This is a genomic window from Allobosea sp. OAE752, from assembly GCF_050433265.1.
In the GTDB taxonomy this organism is placed as follows: Bacteria; Pseudomonadota; Alphaproteobacteria; order Rhizobiales; family Beijerinckiaceae; genus Allobosea; species Allobosea spartocytisi.
The window spans coordinates 300,074-316,325 of record NZ_JBNPXO010000005.1 but is presented as its reverse complement, the minus strand read 5'-3'; the positions used below and the strand labels follow the sequence as shown (position 1 = coordinate 316,325).

At 66.6% G+C, this 16,252-nt stretch carries 14 protein-coding genes and 2 tRNA genes; 7 read left to right on the top strand and 9 right to left on the bottom strand.

The genetic code is table 11. From position 1 onward, the window contains the following. Positions 1 to 40 precede the first annotated feature (40 nt). A tRNA-Val gene (locus tag GGC47_RS15570) sits at positions 41 to 116 on the bottom strand. Positions 117 to 233: 117 nt separating this feature from the next. Here GGC47_RS15570 and GGC47_RS15565 point away from each other — a divergent pair. Further along, positions 234 to 662 carry a hypothetical protein gene (locus tag GGC47_RS15565; RefSeq protein WP_038368763.1) on the top strand — a complete coding sequence of 143 codons (429 nt, stop codon included), beginning with the start codon at positions 234 to 236 and terminating at the stop codon, positions 660 to 662. 150 nt (positions 663 to 812) lie between these two features. Beyond that, positions 813 to 889, top strand: a tRNA-Asp gene (locus GGC47_RS15560). Between the two features lie 693 nt (positions 890 to 1,582). Here the strand turns inward: GGC47_RS15560 and GGC47_RS15555 are convergent. From GGC47_RS15555 to GGC47_RS15540, 4 genes are all read right to left on the bottom strand, one after another. After that, on the bottom strand, positions 1,583 to 2,347 hold the full coding sequence (locus tag GGC47_RS15555; protein WP_142020799.1) for an HpcH/HpaI aldolase family protein: 765 nt from the start codon (positions 2,345 to 2,347) through the stop codon (positions 1,583 to 1,585). 109 nt (positions 2,348 to 2,456) lie between these two features. Beyond that, complete coding sequence (locus GGC47_RS15550) at positions 2,457 to 4,166, bottom strand: hydantoinase B/oxoprolinase family protein (RefSeq protein ID WP_185747830.1); 1,710 nt, start codon at positions 4,164 to 4,166, stop codon at positions 2,457 to 2,459. Beyond that, on the bottom strand, positions 4,159 to 6,285 hold the full coding sequence (locus tag GGC47_RS15545) for a hydantoinase/oxoprolinase family protein (protein WP_142020800.1): 2,127 nt from the start codon (positions 6,283 to 6,285) through the stop codon (positions 4,159 to 4,161). The genes GGC47_RS15550 and GGC47_RS15545 overlap by 8 nt, the downstream gene beginning before the upstream one ends. Before the next feature lie 129 nt (positions 6,286 to 6,414). Then, positions 6,415 to 7,332, bottom strand: a complete 918-nt coding sequence (locus GGC47_RS15540) for a LysR family transcriptional regulator (RefSeq protein WP_429068461.1) — start codon at positions 7,330 to 7,332, stop codon at positions 6,415 to 6,417. Between the two features lie 203 nt (positions 7,333 to 7,535). Here GGC47_RS15540 and GGC47_RS15535 point away from each other — a divergent pair, with 203 nt between their 5' ends. From GGC47_RS15535 to GGC47_RS15525, 3 genes are read left to right on the top strand one after another with little or no spacing between them, the layout of a single operon-like run. Next, complete coding sequence (locus tag GGC47_RS15535; RefSeq protein WP_429068460.1) at positions 7,536 to 8,522, top strand: TRAP transporter substrate-binding protein; 987 nt, start codon at positions 7,536 to 7,538, stop codon at positions 8,520 to 8,522. 53 nt (positions 8,523 to 8,575) lie between these two features. Continuing rightward, the gene (locus GGC47_RS15530; RefSeq protein ID WP_051988455.1) at positions 8,576 to 9,097 is read left to right on the top strand and encodes a TRAP transporter small permease; all 522 of its coding nucleotides are present in this window, start codon (positions 8,576 to 8,578) and stop codon (positions 9,095 to 9,097) included. Positions 9,098 to 9,106: 9 nt separating this feature from the next. Then, positions 9,107 to 10,411: a TRAP transporter large permease gene (locus GGC47_RS15525; protein WP_112762363.1), complete on the top strand. Its 1,305-nt coding sequence runs from the start codon at positions 9,107 to 9,109 to the stop codon at positions 10,409 to 10,411. 53 nt (positions 10,412 to 10,464) lie between these two features. Here GGC47_RS15525 and GGC47_RS15520 read toward each other — a convergent pair whose 3' ends face one another. The 4 genes from GGC47_RS15520 to GGC47_RS15505 all read right to left on the bottom strand — a co-directional run bounded on the left by GGC47_RS15520 (position 10,465) and on the right by GGC47_RS15505 (position 14,220). Continuing rightward, the gene (locus GGC47_RS15520; protein ID WP_429068459.1) at positions 10,465 to 11,619 is read right to left on the bottom strand and encodes an NAD(P)/FAD-dependent oxidoreductase; all 1,155 of its coding nucleotides are present in this window, start codon (positions 11,617 to 11,619) and stop codon (positions 10,465 to 10,467) included. Continuing rightward, positions 11,616 to 12,977 carry an FAD/NAD(P)-dependent oxidoreductase gene (locus tag GGC47_RS15515; protein WP_429068458.1) on the bottom strand — a complete coding sequence of 454 codons (1,362 nt, stop codon included), beginning with the start codon at positions 12,975 to 12,977 and terminating at the stop codon, positions 11,616 to 11,618. The genes GGC47_RS15520 and GGC47_RS15515 overlap by 4 nt, the downstream gene beginning before the upstream one ends. Then, the gene (locus GGC47_RS15510; RefSeq protein WP_142020804.1) at positions 12,970 to 13,302 is read right to left on the bottom strand and encodes a (2Fe-2S)-binding protein; all 333 of its coding nucleotides are present in this window, start codon (positions 13,300 to 13,302) and stop codon (positions 12,970 to 12,972) included. Before GGC47_RS15510 ends, GGC47_RS15515 begins: the two co-directional genes overlap by 8 nt. Positions 13,303 to 13,395: 93 nt before the next feature. Next, positions 13,396 to 14,220: an IclR family transcriptional regulator gene (locus GGC47_RS15505; RefSeq protein ID WP_370954210.1), complete on the bottom strand. Its 825-nt coding sequence runs from the start codon at positions 14,218 to 14,220 to the stop codon at positions 13,396 to 13,398. 120 nt (positions 14,221 to 14,340) lie between these two features. Between GGC47_RS15505 and GGC47_RS15500 the strand changes: the two genes are divergently transcribed. Together GGC47_RS15500 and GGC47_RS15495 are read left to right on the top strand one after the other, a co-directional pair. Further along, positions 14,341 to 15,114, top strand: a complete 774-nt coding sequence (locus GGC47_RS15500; protein ID WP_112762081.1) for an enoyl-CoA hydratase/isomerase family protein — start codon at positions 14,341 to 14,343, stop codon at positions 15,112 to 15,114. Between the two features lie 69 nt (positions 15,115 to 15,183). Beyond that, a complete protein-coding gene (locus GGC47_RS15495) occupies positions 15,184 to 16,251 on the top strand; it encodes an ABC transporter substrate-binding protein (RefSeq protein WP_429068457.1) in 1,068 nt (355 codons plus the stop codon). Position 16,252 lies beyond the last annotated feature (1 nt).

The window sequence follows — 16,252 nt, the reverse complement described above, 5'->3', positions numbered from 1 at the left end:
CGCAGAGCGAAAAGCCTAGCGATATCAATCAATAAGGGGATGGTGGGCGGTGACGGGCTCGAACCGCCGACATTCTCGGTGTAAACGAGACGCTCTACCGACTGAGCTAACCGCCCTCAGCGCTCGCGTTTAAGGCCTCGGCGCGCGTATCGCAAGCAGGCTCGGCAGCGTTGCCCGCAAAGCGCTGCGGTACGCAGCCGAATTCCGCCATCTTCGTCGGCACTGTTCCGGCCATGAGCTTCCGATCACGACATCCCGGTCTTGCCTTGCGGTGGCTGGCCGGCTTCGCCCTCCTCGCCGCGCAACAGGCGGCCGCGCAGTCGCTCCTGCCCGATTCCTTCTTCGAGGGGCGCCCCGCCTTCTCCCAGCCCGAGCAGCCGGCGACGCCGGCGAGCTGCGAGAGCATCGCGGCCCAGCTCCCGGAATCGGTGCCGCGCGATTCGCGTGTCGATATGGCGATCGCTGGCCCCGTCACCCTGATCCAGACCGATGGCGCGGTCTGGTATGTCGCCGTCTGCGCGGATCCGGGCGTGCGCGTGCTCTGCGTGACCTATGGCGCCAACGACCTGAAGCTCGGCGATATGGCGGTGCTGCGCGGCGGCTACGCCCGCCAGAACGCCCGCCATGTGATGCTCGATCCCTGTCTGGCCTCTCGGGAATGAGTTTTGCGGCCCGGCGCGGGGCGCGTCCTTTCGCGGTGCCGGAGATATTTTTCCACCGATTTGGTTTTGCCGGCATCGGGCGCTTGACACTTCCGGCCCGGGGCCATAATCCACACCTCGCTGACGGCCACCGCGCCTCAGTCGCCCAGCGCGGGCGTAGCTCAGTTGGTTAGAGTGCCGGCCTGTCACGCCGGAGGTCGCGGGTTCGAGCCCCGTCGCCCGCGCCATTTAAATCAAGGGTTTAACTCGGGAACCCTGCCGCTTGTCGCATCGTCTTGCGCGTGGCCCTTACCCTCCTCGCTTCGATTTATTCTGTCCGAGCGTCGCCCGGTCCGCTGGTCGATAGGTATCGACGTCGCGGATCACGGCGGTGTCGATCGGGCAATGACTCTGTTGAATCCGGCTTCCCGCTTGCCTCCATCGATCGAATGAGGTGCTGGCCTCGATCTTGCGGTTTGTTGTCTCGCTACGCCTGTGCCGGCCAAATCGAAACAAACCAGATCACCCGGGGCACATGATGCAGGATCCACGGAATCATCTTCGTTTCATTTCGCGCTTGGCTCTGGCCCGCAAGAGGCGCCGCCTCACCAAACCGACCACAGAGAGCAAAACGCCGACTTTGAAGCTCGTCTGGTCGTCCGACCGCCGCCCATCCGAGCCCAAGAAGTGAGAATCGTCGGCTTGCGCGGAGGAGGGCTCATCGCGTCGGCGCGCGGGCTTGCCGATCTCGAGCGCCGCCGCCCGGTCGTTCCGATCTCGATCCGGACGCCATGTTGGAGCACGCTCGAATGGAGCAAGCTCCAAAAATTGGCGATCTCGATCGACGGTGCCGGCCCGATAAGGCCGGCGATCCGACTGGCGCCATCAGGCGACGACCTCGCCGTGGCAAGGTCATGTGAGAAGGCGAGGCGAGCCGGAGCTCAGCCTCTCATCGTCCGCGAAAGGCTGTCGGCACCACGGGCCAGGAGCACGGCGTCCGATCCGCAGGCGACGAAGGAGAAGCCCTCGGCGACGAGGCTCCTCGCGAAGGCGGGATCGAAGACGAGGGTGCCGACCGGGATGCCGGCTTCGATAAGCTTCCGCGCCGCCGGCCGGATGACATCCCAGACCGCCGGATCGCTCGGCTTCCCCAGCAGGCCCATATCGGCGGCGATGTCGGCAGGCCCGAAGAAGACGCCGTCGACGCCTTCGGTACGCCCGATCTCCAGCACCTGCGCGATCGCCGCCCGTGTCTCGACCTGGACGAGCACGGCCGTTTCTTCCTCGATCCGGCTGAAATAGTCGCTCATGCGCGCGAAGCCATTGGCGCGCGTGCAGCCGCTGACGCCGCGGATGCCGTGCGGCGGGTAGCGCGTTGCTGCGACGGCTCGTGCAGCCTCCTCGGGCGACTGGACCATCGGGAAGAGCAGGCCGGGCGCCCCGATGTCGAGCAGTCGCTTGACCAGGACCGGGTCGTTCCAGTCGGGGCGCACGATCGGGGTTACCGGGTGGGCGGCGAGAACCTGAAGCTGGGTGAGGACGGAGCCCAGGTCGTTCGGCGAGTGCTCGGTGTCGATCAGGAGCCAGTCGAAGCCGGCGCCTGCGACGGCCTCGGTCGCGTACCCGCTGGCAAGGCTGAGCCAAAGCCCGATCTGCGGCTGCCCGCTGCGGATCGACGCCAGGAATCTGTTGGAAGGCAAATTCATCGCTCGGCTTTCATGAAGAAGGTGGAGACCATCCCGCCCGAGCGTTCCCCGAGCGGGCCTGAAGCCGGGTCCGATCAGGCTGAACCAACCTGATCGGATCGCGCATGCTCTAGCGAGGCAGTTCACCACGGCGCGATGTCGCAAGGACATCCGCCGCGCGGCCCTCGGTCAGGCCATAATCGACGCGGGCGGCATCGGCCGAGATGTAGCCCAGCGCCAGGTCACGCTCGATGCTGGCTTGCTCCCGCTCTGCGGGCGCGCCGTAGCCGGCGCCGCCCGGGAAGGCCATGACGACCTTGCGGCCATGCGGCACGAACTGCTTGCCCTTGCCCTTCATCGCGGTGCCGTCGTCGAGCGCGATCGTCGTCGGCGCGCCGCCGCCACCGCCGCGCCGGCCGCGGGCCGGATGGTGCACACGATCGAACATCGCCTGGATGTCGAATTCGTAGCCTTCCCAGGCGCCGACTTCCATATGCTGACCGAGCCCGCCGCGATGCCGGCCCTTGCCGCCGGAATCGGGCCGAAGCTCCTTGCGCCAGACGATGACTGGGCCAACCTGCTCGGTCGCCTCGACCGGCATCGTCATCACGCCGGACGGGAAGGCGGTTGCGTTCATGCCGTCGAGCGCAGGCCGTGCGCCCGAGCCGCCGGAGTTGAAGGTCAGAACCTCGGCGCGCACGGGATCGGCTGGCCAGGGTCCGTCGCTGCGTGGCCGCAGCGAGACCTGGAAGTTGCAGAGGCTGCCGGCGCCTTCGGCCGGGACGAGGCCGGGCAGGAGCTTGTCGAGAGCGTCGTAGATCGTGTCCGGCACCATGTGGCCGATGATGTGGCGCAGGGCCACCGGCGCCGGCCAGACCGCGTTGACGATGGTGTGCTCGGGCGCCGTGATGCGGAAGGGCTCCAGCGAGGCGGCATTGTTCGGGATTTCCGGCGCGATCGCGCATTTCAGCGCGTAGCATGTATAGGCCTTCGTATAGACCAGCGGCACGTTGATGCCGTTCTTGTCGACGCCGGAGGTGCCGGCCCAGTCGCAGAGCACGCCGTCCGGCTCGATCGAGATCTTCACCTTGAGGTCGATCGGCCGGCTGTAGCCGTCGATCCGCATATGACCTTCCGCTTCACCGCGGGGCAGGGCGGCGATCTTGTCGAGCGTCGCCTGGCGGGAATTCGTGAGGATGAAATCGGAGATGCCGGCGAGGTCGGCGAGCTTGAACTCGATCATCATGTCGACCAGCCGGCGATGGCCGATCTCGTTGCAGGTCGCGAGCGCGTAGATGTCGCCGACGAGCTGGTCGGGCTCGCGGACATTGCCGCGGATGATCGTGACCAGTGTCTCGTTGACCGTGCCGCGGTCGACGAACTTCATGATCGGGATGTGCAATCCCTCTTCGTAGACCGAGTTGGCGTCGGCACCGAAGCCGCGCCCGCCGATGTCGACGATATGCGCTGTGCAGGCGAAGAAGCCGACATGGCGGCCCTTGTGGAAGGAGGGGCTGACGACGGTGATGTCGTGCAGATGGCCGGTGCCCTCCCAGGGATTGTTGGTGATGTAGACGTCGCCCTCGGCGATGTTCTCGCGCCCGATCCGGCGGATGAAATGGGCGACGGCATCGGCCATGGCGTTGACGTGGCCGGGCGTGCCGGTCACTGCCTGCGCCAGCATCTCGCCCTTCTCGTTATAGACGCCGGCCGAAAGATCGCCGGCCTCGCGCACCGAGGTCGAGAAGGAGGTGCGGATCAGCGCTTGCGCCTGCTCCTCGACGACCGAGATCAGGCGATTCCACATGACCTGATAGGCGACCTTGGAGATCTCAGACATGGGCGGGCTCCTTCCGCGCGGCGACGGCAGCGGCGGGTGCGGCTTCGGTGAGGCGGATGTCGATGCAGCCGTCGTTCAGCGTGACGGCGAAGCGGCTCGAGGGCAGGACGATGGTGGTCTCGTCCTCGGTGACGATGCCGGGGCCTGCGATCCGGCTGCCGGCCGGCAGGGCGTCGCGGCTATGGGCTTGCGCTTCCACCCGGCGGCCGAGCCCGGCATCGAAGACGGAGCGGCTACCTTCGGCCGGCGCGTCGCGCATCTGAGAGACCGCCGCAACCGGGGTAACCGCTTCCTGCGGCGTATGGGCATTGACCGACCAGACGGTGATCTCGGCGGCGAGGCCCTTCACGGTGCGGCCGAAGAGATTGGCGTATTCGTGCTCGAAGCGCTTGAGGATGACGGCGGGATCGGCGGCGCGGGCTTCCTCCGGCGTCAGCGTGACCGGAATTTCCCAGCCCTGGCCGGCATAGCGCATGTAGATCTTGTATTCGGCCTCGATCGCGCCCGACCAGCCGCAGGAGCGCACCACCCGCGTCGCCTCTTCCTCCATCTCGTCGAAGAGCTTCGTGACGCGGCTCGTGTCGAACTGGGCGAGCCGCATGAACAGGGTGCGGTTGGCCTCGAAGCTGAACGGTGCCCGCAGGAAGCCGATGGCCGAGCCGACGCCGGCACCGGGCGGCACGAGGCAGCGGGCGATGCCGAGCTTCTCGCAGAGGCGGCCGGCATGGAGGGGCGCGGCGCCGCCGAAGGCGATCATCGTGTATTCCGAGAGGTCCTCGCCGTTCTCGACGGCATGGACACGGGCGGCATTGGCCATGTTCTCGTCGACGACCTCGGCCACGCCCCAGGCGCTTTCCAAGGCGTCCATGCCGAGCCTGCCGCCGATCTCGCTCGTCAGCGCGGCAGCCGACTGGTCAGCGAAGAGCGGGATCGTGCCGGCCGCGAAATTGTCCGGGTCGATCTTGCCGAGGATGACGTCGGCATCGGTCACGGCCGGGCGCTTTCCGCCGCGGCCGTAGCAGGCGGGGCCGGGCTCCGAGCCCGCGCTTTCCGGCCCGACGCGGATCTGGTTCATCGAGTCGACATGGGCGAGGCTGCCGCCGCCGGCCCCGATCTCGACCATGTCGATCACGGGAATCGAGATCGGCATGCCCGAGCCCTTCTTGAAGCGATAGGTCCGGGCGACCTCGAAGACGCGCGCGGTCTTGGGCGTGTAGTTCTTGATCAGGCAGATCTTCGCGGTGGTGCCGCCCATGTCGAAGGAGAGCACCTTCTTCAGACCGTGCCGCGCGGCGATATCCGCGGCGAAGACGGCGCCGCCCGCCGGGCCGGATTCGACGAGGCGCACGGGGAATTCCGAGGCGCTTTCCAGCGAGATGATGCCGCCGCCCGAATGCATCAGGAAGATCGGGCAGGCGGCGCCCTCGGCCGCGAGCCGCCCCTTCAGCCGGACGAGATAGCTCTTCATCAGCGGCTTGATATAGGCGTTGGCGATCGTCGTGTTGAAGCGCTCGTATTCCCGCATCTGCGGCGAGACTTCCGAGGAGAGCGAGACCATCGCGCCCGGCAGGCGTTCGGCCAGAACCTCCTGGATCAGGCGCTCATGCGCGTCGTTGACATAGGAATGCAGCAGGCCGACCGCGACGCTCTCGTAACCGGCCTCGCGCAGTTCATCGACCAGGGTTTCGACGGTGGCGCGATCGAGCGGGATCAGGACCTTGCCGCGCGCATCCATGCGCTCCTTGACCGTGTAGCGGCGGTTGCGGGGCAGCAGCGGTTCCGGCAGCGTCAGGTTGAGGTCGTATTGCTCGAAGCGGCTCTCGGTCCGCATCTCGATGACGTCGCGAAAACCCTCGGTCGTGATGAGCGCGGTCTTGGCGCCGCGCCGCTCGATCAGCGCATTGGTTGCCAGCGTCGTGCCATGGATGATCTGCCCGATGGCGGAGGCTGCGATGCCGGCCTTGGCGCAGACCCGGTGCATCCCCTCGATGATCGCATCCTCGGGCGCGGCATAGGTCGTCAGAACCTTGGTCGAGAACCGTTGTCCGCCCTGCTCAAGCACGACATCCGTAAAGGTTCCCCCGATATCGACGCCCAGGCGGGCCCCGAGAATGGACATGGCTTACGCGCCTCCGTTGTTCGAGAGGCGGAGGATGGAACGCGGCGTCGATGTCGTCGAATTATTATTTTCAATACTATTCGATAGAGAATGTTTATCGACACAACGCTTCTGCCCGCTGCCGTCGGGCTATTGTGTCATCGGCTCGACGATGTTGCCGCGATGCTGTCGCGCGGCCCGCTCCCCCGCCAGTTCGGCCGCCCGCTTGAGCAGGAAGCTGGCTGGCGTGTGGGCATATGATGCCGTGAAAATCAGAGGGCTGGGCTTCCATTCATAAGGGAATTCAACCAGCTCTCCGGCGTCCAGGTACTTTTCCACCAGCGTCCGCGACATCGGTGCGATGCCTAGCCCGTCGAGAGTCATCTGCAGGCTGGCGGCGAGGCTGCTCGACGGCACGATCCGGACCGGCCTCTCCCAGTTGTCGCGGAAATGCGCCGAGAGCTCGACGAAATGGCGCGTATTGCGCGCATGGGTCAGGATCGTATGCGAGGCCATCGTCGCAAGGTCGGAACCGCTGAGCCCAAGCCGAGGCGAGGCCACCCAGAGATAGGGCACGGAACCGAGATCGACATTGCTGATGTTGAAGTTGGAGATCGGGCCGTTCAGCAGGCATAGGTCGAGCGACCGCGAAACCAGCTCCTCGCGCAGGTTGATCGTCAGATCGACCCTGAGTTCGACATCGACATTGGGGAAGACCTGTCGCAGGTCGAGCAGATAGTCGCGCAGCCAGGTCTGGGCGATGAGCTCGGCGACGCCGAGCCTGAGGACGCCGACCTGCTGGTCCGAGCGGATCGATTGCTGCGAGAATTCCTCGGACGCTTGCAGCACCCGCTCGGCCTGCCCCAGCAGCGAATGCCCAATTGGTGTCAGCGCGACCGAGCCGGAGTCGCGGTGGAACAACCGCACGCCGAGGACGGATTCGAGCTGAGAGATGCGCACCGAGATATTCGGCTGCGTCGTATTCAGGCGCTCCGCCGTCGCCCGGAAGCTGCCGAGCTTCGCGACCCAGACGAAGCTTTCGAGCTGCTTCAGCGTCCAGTTCGGCATCGGCTCCCACACCCTCAGACAAGCAATTTTTGGGCCGCTTTGCGGGCCGATAAACAAAATCTATCGCAACAACAGATAAATTCAATTGGATGCTATCGCGATAACGCGATGGACTGACCCTTGGCCGTCAATCGGGCTTCGGCACGGCTCCGGCTCCTAAACGCGCACGGTCTCTCCGCAGCGCGACAAGAACGAGGGGAACCATGAACCGTAGAGCTTTGATCGCCTCCGCCGCCCTTGCCCTGAGCATCGGGCTCGCCGCTCCTGCCGCTGCCCAGACCAACTGGACCATGGCCTCGGGCTATCCGGAGAGCAGCTTCTTCACCCAGAACATCCGGCAGATGATCAAGGAGATCGAGGAGAAGAGCGGCGGCAAGCTCAAGATCGACCTGCGCTCTAACGACAGCCTGATCAAACTCGATGCGGTCAAGCGCTCCGTCCAGTCCGGCCAGATCCAGATCGGCGAGATCCGCCTCGGCGTCTATGGCAACGAAGGCGCGATGTACAATCTCGACAACATTCCCGGCGTCGCGAGCAATTACGAGCAGGCGACCAAGCTGACCGAGGCTCAGGCGCCGTTCTTCGACGCCATGTTCAAGAAGGCAGGCATGCGCGCCATCAGCTACGTCGCCTGGCCGGGCCAGGGCTTCTACACGAAGGCGCCGCTGACGGGGCTTGCCGACCTCAAGGGCCAGAAGCTGCGCATCTATTCCAAGCAGACCCAGATCATGGGCGAGAAGCTCGGCATGGAGGCGCTGATCCTGCCCTTCGCCGAGGTGCCGCAGGCCTTCTCGACCGGCATGATCCAGTCGCTCTGGACCAGCGCCCAGACCGGTACGGACGTGCAGATCTGGGATTACGTCAAGCACTTCACCTATACCGGCACGATGCACAACAAGAACGCGATCCTCGTCAATGAGCGCGCCTTCCGCCAGCTCGACCCCGCGACGCAGAAGGTCGTGACCGAAGCTGGCGAGGCCGCGACGAAGCGGGGCTGGGAGCTTTCCCGGAAGGCGGGCGAAGAGCGCGAGGCCGTGCTCAAGAGCCACGGCGTGACGATCGCCCAGTCGCCGAAGGATGTTCTCGACGCCATCGAGGCCGCGGGCAAGGGCATGGTCGCCGACTGGCTGGCCACGGCCAGCGCCGAGGAAAAGGCCGTCTACGAGACCTACCAGAAGAGCCTCAACTAACCGGCCTTCCGCACGCCGCCCTTTCACATGAACCATGGCCAGCGGAGTGACCGGTGATACGTGGAGTTCTGGAGAAATTCTATGAGGCATGCGGCTATCTCGCCGCGGCCTTCCTGGTCGGCATCGGGCTGGCCATCGTCACGCAGATCGTCGGTCGCATGCGTGGCGTCACGCTCGACGCCACCGAGGCTGCGGGCCTGTGCCTGGCGGCGTCGACCTTCTTCGGCCTCGCCCATACCTTCCGGCGCGGCGCGCATGTGCGCATCAACCTGATCGTCGACCGGCTCCCCAAGCGCTGGCGACGCGGCGTCGAGCTTTTCAACTGCCTGCTCGGCGCGGTGGTGGTGTCGTTCCTCGCCTGGCATGTCGCGGCGCTGGCGCTGCAATCGCGCGAATTCAACGATGTCAGCCCGGGCCTGCTCGCCATGCCCTTCTGGATTCCGCAGGCCGGCGTCGCGGTGGGCGTGACAGCGCTCGCGATTGCCTTCATCGACGAACTCTTCTGGCTCATCGGCGGCGGCGAGCATCGTTACGAGACGCCCGATGAGGTCGAGCTCGACCGGCCGGTGGCATAGGGGCCAATGATGGATACGATCGTTCTGGCCTCGCTGGTCCTCGCCGGGACCCTGCTCCTGCTGCTCGCCAGCGGGGTCTGGGTGGCGCTGTCGCTGCTGACCGTCGGCATGGTGATGATGGGGCTCTTCACCACCGCGCCGATGGGCTCGCTGATTGCCTCGACGCTCTGGGATTCGAGCTGGGGCTGGGCGCTGACCTCCCTGCCGCTCTTCATCTGGATGGGCGAGATTCTGTTCCGCTCGAAATTGTCGGCCGACATGTTCCAGGGGCTGGCGCCCTGGGTGTCGCGGCTGCCGGGCCGGCTGCTTCATGTCAACGTGCTCGGCTGCGGCATCATGGCGGCGGTCGCCGGCTCCTCTGCCGTGACCTGCGCCACGATCGGCCGCATCAGCGTGCCCGAGCTGGAGAAGCGGAACTACCCGCTCAACATGACCATCGGCACGCTCGCCGGCTCCGGCACGCTCGGCCTGCTGATCCCGCCTTCGATCATCATGATCGTCTATGGTGTCACGGCGGAGGTCTCGATCGCGCGGCTGTTCATTGCGGGAGTCCTGCCCGGCATCCTGCTGATGGCGCTGTTCATGGGCTATACGGCGATCTGGAGCCTGCTCAACCCTGAGAAGATGCCGCCGGCCGAGCCGGCGGTGCCGTTCCTGGAGAAGGTCTACCGCTCGCGCCGGCTGATCCCCGTGGCGCTGCTGATCGGCTCGGTCGTCGGCTCGATCTATGGCGGTATCGCCACGCCGACCGAGGCCGCGACCATCGGCGTGATCGGGGCGCTGATCCTGGCAGCGGTCGGCGGCGGTCTGACGCGCGCGAGCTTCATGGACGGGCTGATGGCGGCCATGCGGACCTCCTGCATGATCTCCTTCATCATCGCCTGCGCCGCCTGCCTGACCATCGCCGTCGCCTTCGTCGATATTCCCCGCTCGCTGGCGGGCTGGGTCGATGCCATGCATCTGTCGCCCTATGCGCTGCTGGCGGTGCTCGCGGTCTTCATGCTGATCCTCGGCTGCTTCCTCGAAGGCATCTCGATCATCGTGCTGACCTCGTCCGTGATGCTGCCGATGGTGCAGGCGGCCGGCATCGACCTGCTCTGGTTCGGCATCTTCGTGGTGATCCTGATCGAGGCGGCGCAGATCACCCCGCCGGTGGGCTTCAACCTCTTCGTGCTGCAGAGCATCACCGGAAAGGACATCCTGACGGTCACGAAGGCGGCGATCCCCTATTTCTTCGTGCTGATGCTGCTGCTGGTGCTGATCACGCTGTTCCCGCAGATCGTCACGGCGCTGCCGAAGATGATGACGGGGTAGGGGCAAGACCTGTCCCGTCCAGCGCCGGCCGGATCGGCCGGCGCTGGACGCTTTCAATCGAATTCCTTGCGGAACTTCTCGCTCACGGTCGTGGCCGAACGGAAACGCCCGATCGCGAACGGCTCCAGCGGTGTCGGCGTCGCCCCGTCGAGGATCATCTCGCTGAGGCATAGGCCCACGCCGGGCCCGATCTGGAAGCCGTGGCCGCAGAAGCCGAAGGCGTGGAAGAGCCCGGGCGTCGTCTCGCTCGGCCCGATCACCGGGATCATGTCGGGCAGATAGGCCTCGATGCCGGACCAGACGCGGATGACATGGCACTGCGCCAGCATCGGCGCGACGCGCGCGAGCGCCTTCATCGCCGCCAGCGTCTTCAGAGGGGGGACCGGCGCGCGGTTGGCCTGCGCATCGGCCGCCGTGCGCGGATAGCCGGCGAGGATGATGTTGCCGCGCGGGATCTGGCGGAAGATCACCGAGCCGTCGATGGCCTGCACGGACGGGCCGATCAGGTAGGGAAACGGCTCGGTCACGAATTGCGGCGGGCCGGCGGGGAAGACCGGAGCCGTCTCGCCGAAGCGCTCGGCGATCTCCAGCGCCCAGGCGCCGGCGCTGTTGACGAGCGTGCCGCAGCTCAGTGTGGCTCCATCCGCCAGGGTCAGCGTGAAGCCGTCTCCCGAACGATCGACCGCGGCGACGCGCGTGTTCTCGCGGATATCGACGCCGAGCCGCGCGGCGGCGCGGGCCACGGCGGGCGTGACGAGGCGCGGATTGGCGGTGGCGTCGCGGGCCGAGAAGGTCGCGGCGACGGCCCGCTCGCCGAGCCAGGGCCAGCGCCGCCTGAGATCGGCGGGGCCGACGCGCTCGATGGCGAGGCCGTAGGATTCGGAAACCTTGGCGTAGCCTTCGAGCCTGGCGTGCTCCTCTTCGTCATAGGCGAGATAGAGGTGCCCGGTCTGCTCGAACTCGCAATCCTCGCCGATCAGCGCGTCGAAATCCTCCCAGAGTGCCTGCGACCGCAGCGACAGCGGATACTGGCCGGGAAAGCGCCCCTGAAGGCGCAGATTGCCGAAATTGACGCCGCTCGACTGCGCGCCGACGACGCCTTTCTCGATCAGGGTGACGCGCTGGCCGCGCCGGGCGAGGAAGAAGGCGGTCCAGGCGCCGATCAGCCCGCCGCCGATTATGGCGACATCCGTGGTGCGGCCGCTCATGCGCCGTCCCCGGCTGCCGCGAGTGCGATCGGCTTGACCGGGGCCTGGCCGCGCAACCGCCCGGCGGCGGCGTCGCCCCCGGCCTTTGCCGCGACGATCTCCTGCAAGGCGGGGCCGCAGACGCGGCCCTGGCAACGGCCCATCCCGCAGCGCGTCATCGCCTTGACCCGGTTGACCTCGACCGGGCCGAGCTCCTTCGCCATCGCGGCGCGGACCTCGCCGACCGTCACGTTTTCGCAGCGGCACAGTGTCACCGCATCCGGCAAGGCGGCGATCTGCGCCTTCGGCCAGGCGAAGGCGCGCGCCAGCCCGCGCTGGAAGCCGCGCAGGCGCTGGACCTGCCGGGCCAGTGCTCTCGTAGCCTCGATGTCCTGCGCCCGGCCGAGATCGGCGATGATCGCGTGGGCGGCGAGCGCGCCGCTGGCCTCGGCGGCATCGGCGCCGCCGATCCGCACACCGTCGCCGGCGAGATAGAGCCCCGGCCGCGCCCGGCCCATGCCGTCGATCCTGGGCAGGAACAGCCTGAAGTCGGCGTCATAGACAAAGGCGGCCCCGGCGAGGTCCGCAAGCTGCGTCTCCGGCTTCAGCCCATAGCCGAGCGCCACCGCGTCGCATGCGAAGCGGCGCTCGCGGCCCCGGGCGTCGCGCAGGACCAGCGCCTCGACATGGGTGCTCCCTTCGACCGCGACGGGCGTCACCCCGTGCAGCATCTCGGTTCCAGCCCGCAGCGAGGCGCCCATATACCAGAGCCCCCGGAACAGCGTGCGCGGCGCCCGCAGCAGCGCAGGCGTTGCCGCCGCTTTGGCGGCGAACGGCGTCGTATCGGCGATCACCGCGATCTCGGCGCCCATGTCGCGATATTGCTTGGCGGCCAGCGCCAATAGCGGCGAGGAGCCGAGAAACGCGACGCGGTTCCCGATCAGGCAGCCCTGATCCTTCAGAACGGCCTGCGCGCCGCCGAGCGTGAACACGCCGGGCAGGGTCCAGCCGGGCAGCGGTGCGATGCGGTCCATCGCCCCCGTGGCGATCAGGAGCTTGTCGAAGGCGAGCGTCTCCGCCCGCCCGTCGCGCAGCAGATGCAGCGTGTTGCCATCGATCGCCCAGACCAGCGTGCCGGGGCGATAGTCGATGCGCGGCAGCAGGGCTTGGAAGCGCCGGTGGAGCGAAGCGTATTTCGTCGCCTCCGACCCCATCAACCTGTTCATGTCGAGGGCGAGATTCTCCGCTGGCCGGCGATAGCCCTGGCCGCCGGCCCGCGCGCCCTCGTCGATGAGGACGGGCTTCAGATCCTCCGCGCAAAGCACTTCGGCTGCGCCGATGCCGGCCGGGCCGGCGCCGACGATGACGATGTCAGCCATGATTGCGGTCCATGGGCTGGCTGTCGATCGGAGGCTGCGGCTCGGTGAACAGCGCCATCCCGTCGGCGACGGGCGTGGTGCAGGCCCTGATCCGGCCGCCTTCCGCACTCCAGACCCAGCAATCCTGGCAGGCACCCATCAGGCAGAAGCCGGCGCGCGGCTCGCCGCCGAATTCGAGGCGGCGGAGCAGGGCGCCGTTTTCCAGGAGCGCAGCGAGAACGCTGTCGCCCGCTGTCGCGCGAATGGGTGCGCCATCGAAGCTGAGCGTCGCCAGTTGCCCGGTACGGACAGCCACGCGGCGGAACTGGGCTTTCGGAGGCTCCATGCGCACTCTCTGAGTTTTATCTCTATACGATAACTATTCGTGTAATTTGATAAAGCGCGACGTGGCTTGTCAAGCGAGCCGCGCACTTGCGGCTCAGACCCGCGAGATGGCGTGCGCGGTGGCGATGACGAGCGAGGAAAAGCGCTGGACCACCTCGGCATGGCTGAAGCGCGAGGTCGACGTGGCGATGTTGACGGCCGCCTCGGGCCGGCCGTGATGGTCGACGATCGGCGCGGCGATCGAGGCGTCGCCGATATAGACCTCCTCGAAGGCCGTGGCGTAGCCTTGCGCCGCGGCCTGGCGCAGCTTCTCGCGCAGCGCGTCACGCTGCCACGTCGTCGAGGGGGTGTGCGCCTTGAGGTCCGAGGCGTCGATGATTGCCATCGCCTCCTCCTCCGGCAGGCGCGACAGCATCGCGATGCCCGGCGCCGTGCAATAGGCGGGCATCCGCGTGCCGATGATGACGTCGGTGTTCAGCACATGCCGGCTGAGAAAGCGCGAGACGAAGATGATCTCCGTGCCGTCCCGCACCGTCAGGTTGACCGTCTCCTCGGTCTCCTTGCTCAGATGCATCAGATAGGGCATCGCCCGGTCGAGCAGGCGGCTGCTGCGCACGAAATGGTAGCCGAGATCGAGCGTCTTCGCGGTCAGCTCGAAGCGCTTGGTCTGCGCATCCTTGTGGAGATAGCCGAGCCTGGTGAGGGTGTGGGTGAAGCGCTGCGCAGCGCTGACATCCATGCCGGTCTCGGACGCCACCTGCGACAGGTTGAGCGTCTGGTGCTGGCGGCCGAAGGCGGACAGCACCCGGAACGCCTTTTCGACGGAATTGACCATCAGCGCATCGTCCTTGCGCCCCGGCCGGTCGGCTGGCGGTGCCGCGCTCTTGCGGCCGTTCTGTCGCGTCTCGGGCATCGTCATCGGACCTGCTCTCCTCGCTCGATCAATGGCCGTGGCCGGCTGCCTTGACAAGCTGGGCCATTCGCGCAGAATGTTCAATAGAATTTATCGCATTGTGATAAATAGCCATCGGAGGGCGGTATGAAGGATTCAGTTCTGATCGAGGTGCGCGGTGCTGTCGGCATCGTGACCCTCAACCGCCCGCAGGTTCTCAATGCCTGGAACGCGCCGATGCGCGCGCGGCTGGTCGAGTGCTTCGACGAGCTGGAGGCGAACGAGGCGGTGCGCGCTATCATCCTCACCGGGGCAGGCGAACGCGCCTTCGGCGCCGGCCAGGACCTCAACGAGACCAAGACCTTCGATCCCGATCGCGCCGAGGCCTGGATGCATGAATGGGAGCGTCTCTATGACCGCATCCGTTCGCTCTCGAAGCCGTTGATCGCGGCGCTGAACGGCGTCGCGGCGGGCTCGGCCTTCCAGGTCGCGCTGCTCTGCGACCTGCGCATCGGCCATGACGGCGTCACCATGGGCCAGCCCGAGATCAATTCCGGCATCGCCTCGGTGACCGGTCCCTGGATCATGAAGGAGATGATCGGCATCGCCCGCACCATCGACCTCACCCTGACGGGCCGGATGATGGATGCCGAGGAATCGTTCCGCATCGGCCTGATCAACCGGATCGTGCCGAAGGAGAAGGTCATGGAAGCCTCGCTCGCCCTGGCGGAAGAGCTCGCCGCCAAGGCGCCCGTCGCCATGCGGCTCAACAAGGCCCGCTTCCGCGAGGTGACCGAGGCGAGCTTCCGCGAGTGCCTGGCCGCTGGCATCCGCACCCAGCGCGAAGCCTACGCCACCGGCGAGCCGGCGCGGATGATGGAGGCGTTTCTCGCCCAGCGAGCGGCACGCAAAAGCGCCTGAAACTCAGAGCGCCTGACGATCTGATCACCCACGGGGAAATGCGGAAAACCGCTTGAAGGGGAGAAGACGATGACGAGCAGAACCACGAATCCGACGAGGCGTACCCTGCTGCAACTGGCCGGCGGCGTTGCCGCCGGAGCGGTCGCGGCGCCCTATCTCATCGGCACGGCGCGCGCCGCGACGCAGATCACGGTCGCCGATCCCGGCGGTCCGTTCGGCCCCGCCTTCCGCAAGGCCTTTTACGATCCGTTCGAAAAGGCGACCGGCAACAAGGTCGTCAACGTCGCCCGCGAGGCCGAGCCGACCGCGCAGTTCAAGGCGATGGTCGAGACCAAGTCCTATACCTGGGACGTGTGCACGCTGACCTTGTCGGCGCGCGACATCCTGAAGGCGCAAGGGTTGCTCGATCCGATCGGTTTCTCCCATGCCGATGTGCCCAAGCTGATGCCGGAGGCGATCTCGCCCGAGTTCATGGGCACGGACGTCTATTCGACGATCTTCGCCTACCGGACCGACAAGGTGAAGAACGCGCCGGCGAGCTGGACCGACTTCTTCAACGTCGAGAAGTTTCCCGGTCGGCGCTCGATGCGCAAGAACCCGATCGACAGCATCGAGCAGGCGCTGCTTGCCGACGGCGTGCCGCTCGACAAGCTTTATCCGCTCGATGTCGAGCGCGCCTTCAAGGTCCTCGACAAGATCAAGCCGCATATCTCGGTGTGGTGGACGGGTGGGGCCCAGTCGACGCAGCTTCTGCAAAGCGGCGAGGTCGACATGACCACCGGCTGGAACGCCCGCCTTCAGGCCGCGATCGATGGCGGTGCGCCGGCCAAGATCATCTGGAACCAGGGGCTCTACTCGATTGAGGGCTGGGGTCTGCCGAAGGGCGGCCCGAAGGCCGAGGTGGCGCGCCAGTTCATCCGCTTCTGTTCCGACCCGAAGCAGCAGGCGATCTATACCGAGGCGCTGGCCTATGGCCCGACCAATCTGGACGCCTATCAGACGATCTCGCCCGAGCGCGCCAAGCTGCTGCCGACCTCGCCGGAAAACCTGAAGCAGATGGCGATCGCCAATGAGAGCTGGTGGAGCGAGAATCGCGCCAAGGTCACCGAGCGCTTCAATTCCTGGCTCCTGACCTGAT

Coding starts and splice junctions, on each gene's coding strand:
- GGC47_RS15525 (WP_112762363.1), top strand. CDS start 9,107: ATGGATACGATCGTTCTGGCCTCGCTGGTCCTCGCCGGGACCCTGCTC.
- GGC47_RS15555 (WP_142020799.1), bottom strand. CDS start 2,347: ATGAATTTGCCTTCCAACAGATTCCTGGCGTCGATCCGCAGCGGGCAG.
- GGC47_RS15550 (WP_185747830.1), bottom strand. CDS start 4,166: ATGTCTGAGATCTCCAAGGTCGCCTATCAGGTCATGTGGAATCGCCTG.
- GGC47_RS15540 (WP_429068461.1), bottom strand. CDS start 7,332: ATGCCGAACTGGACGCTGAAGCAGCTCGAAAGCTTCGTCTGGGTCGCG.
- GGC47_RS15535 (WP_429068460.1), top strand. CDS start 7,536: ATGAACCGTAGAGCTTTGATCGCCTCCGCCGCCCTTGCCCTGAGCATC.
- GGC47_RS15505 (WP_370954210.1), bottom strand. CDS start 14,220: ATGACGATGCCCGAGACGCGACAGAACGGCCGCAAGAGCGCGGCACCG.
- GGC47_RS15520 (WP_429068459.1), bottom strand. CDS start 11,619: ATGAGCGGCCGCACCACGGATGTCGCCATAATCGGCGGCGGGCTGATC.
- GGC47_RS15495 (WP_429068457.1), top strand. CDS start 15,184: ATGACGAGCAGAACCACGAATCCGACGAGGCGTACCCTGCTGCAACTG.
- GGC47_RS15545 (WP_142020800.1), bottom strand. CDS start 6,285: ATGTCCATTCTCGGGGCCCGCCTGGGCGTCGATATCGGGGGAACCTTT.
- GGC47_RS15500 (WP_112762081.1), top strand. CDS start 14,341: ATGAAGGATTCAGTTCTGATCGAGGTGCGCGGTGCTGTCGGCATCGTG.
- GGC47_RS15515 (WP_429068458.1), bottom strand. CDS start 12,977: ATGGCTGACATCGTCATCGTCGGCGCCGGCCCGGCCGGCATCGGCGCA.
- GGC47_RS15510 (WP_142020804.1), bottom strand. CDS start 13,302: ATGGAGCCTCCGAAAGCCCAGTTCCGCCGCGTGGCTGTCCGTACCGGG.
- GGC47_RS15565 (WP_038368763.1), top strand. CDS start 234: ATGAGCTTCCGATCACGACATCCCGGTCTTGCCTTGCGGTGGCTGGCC.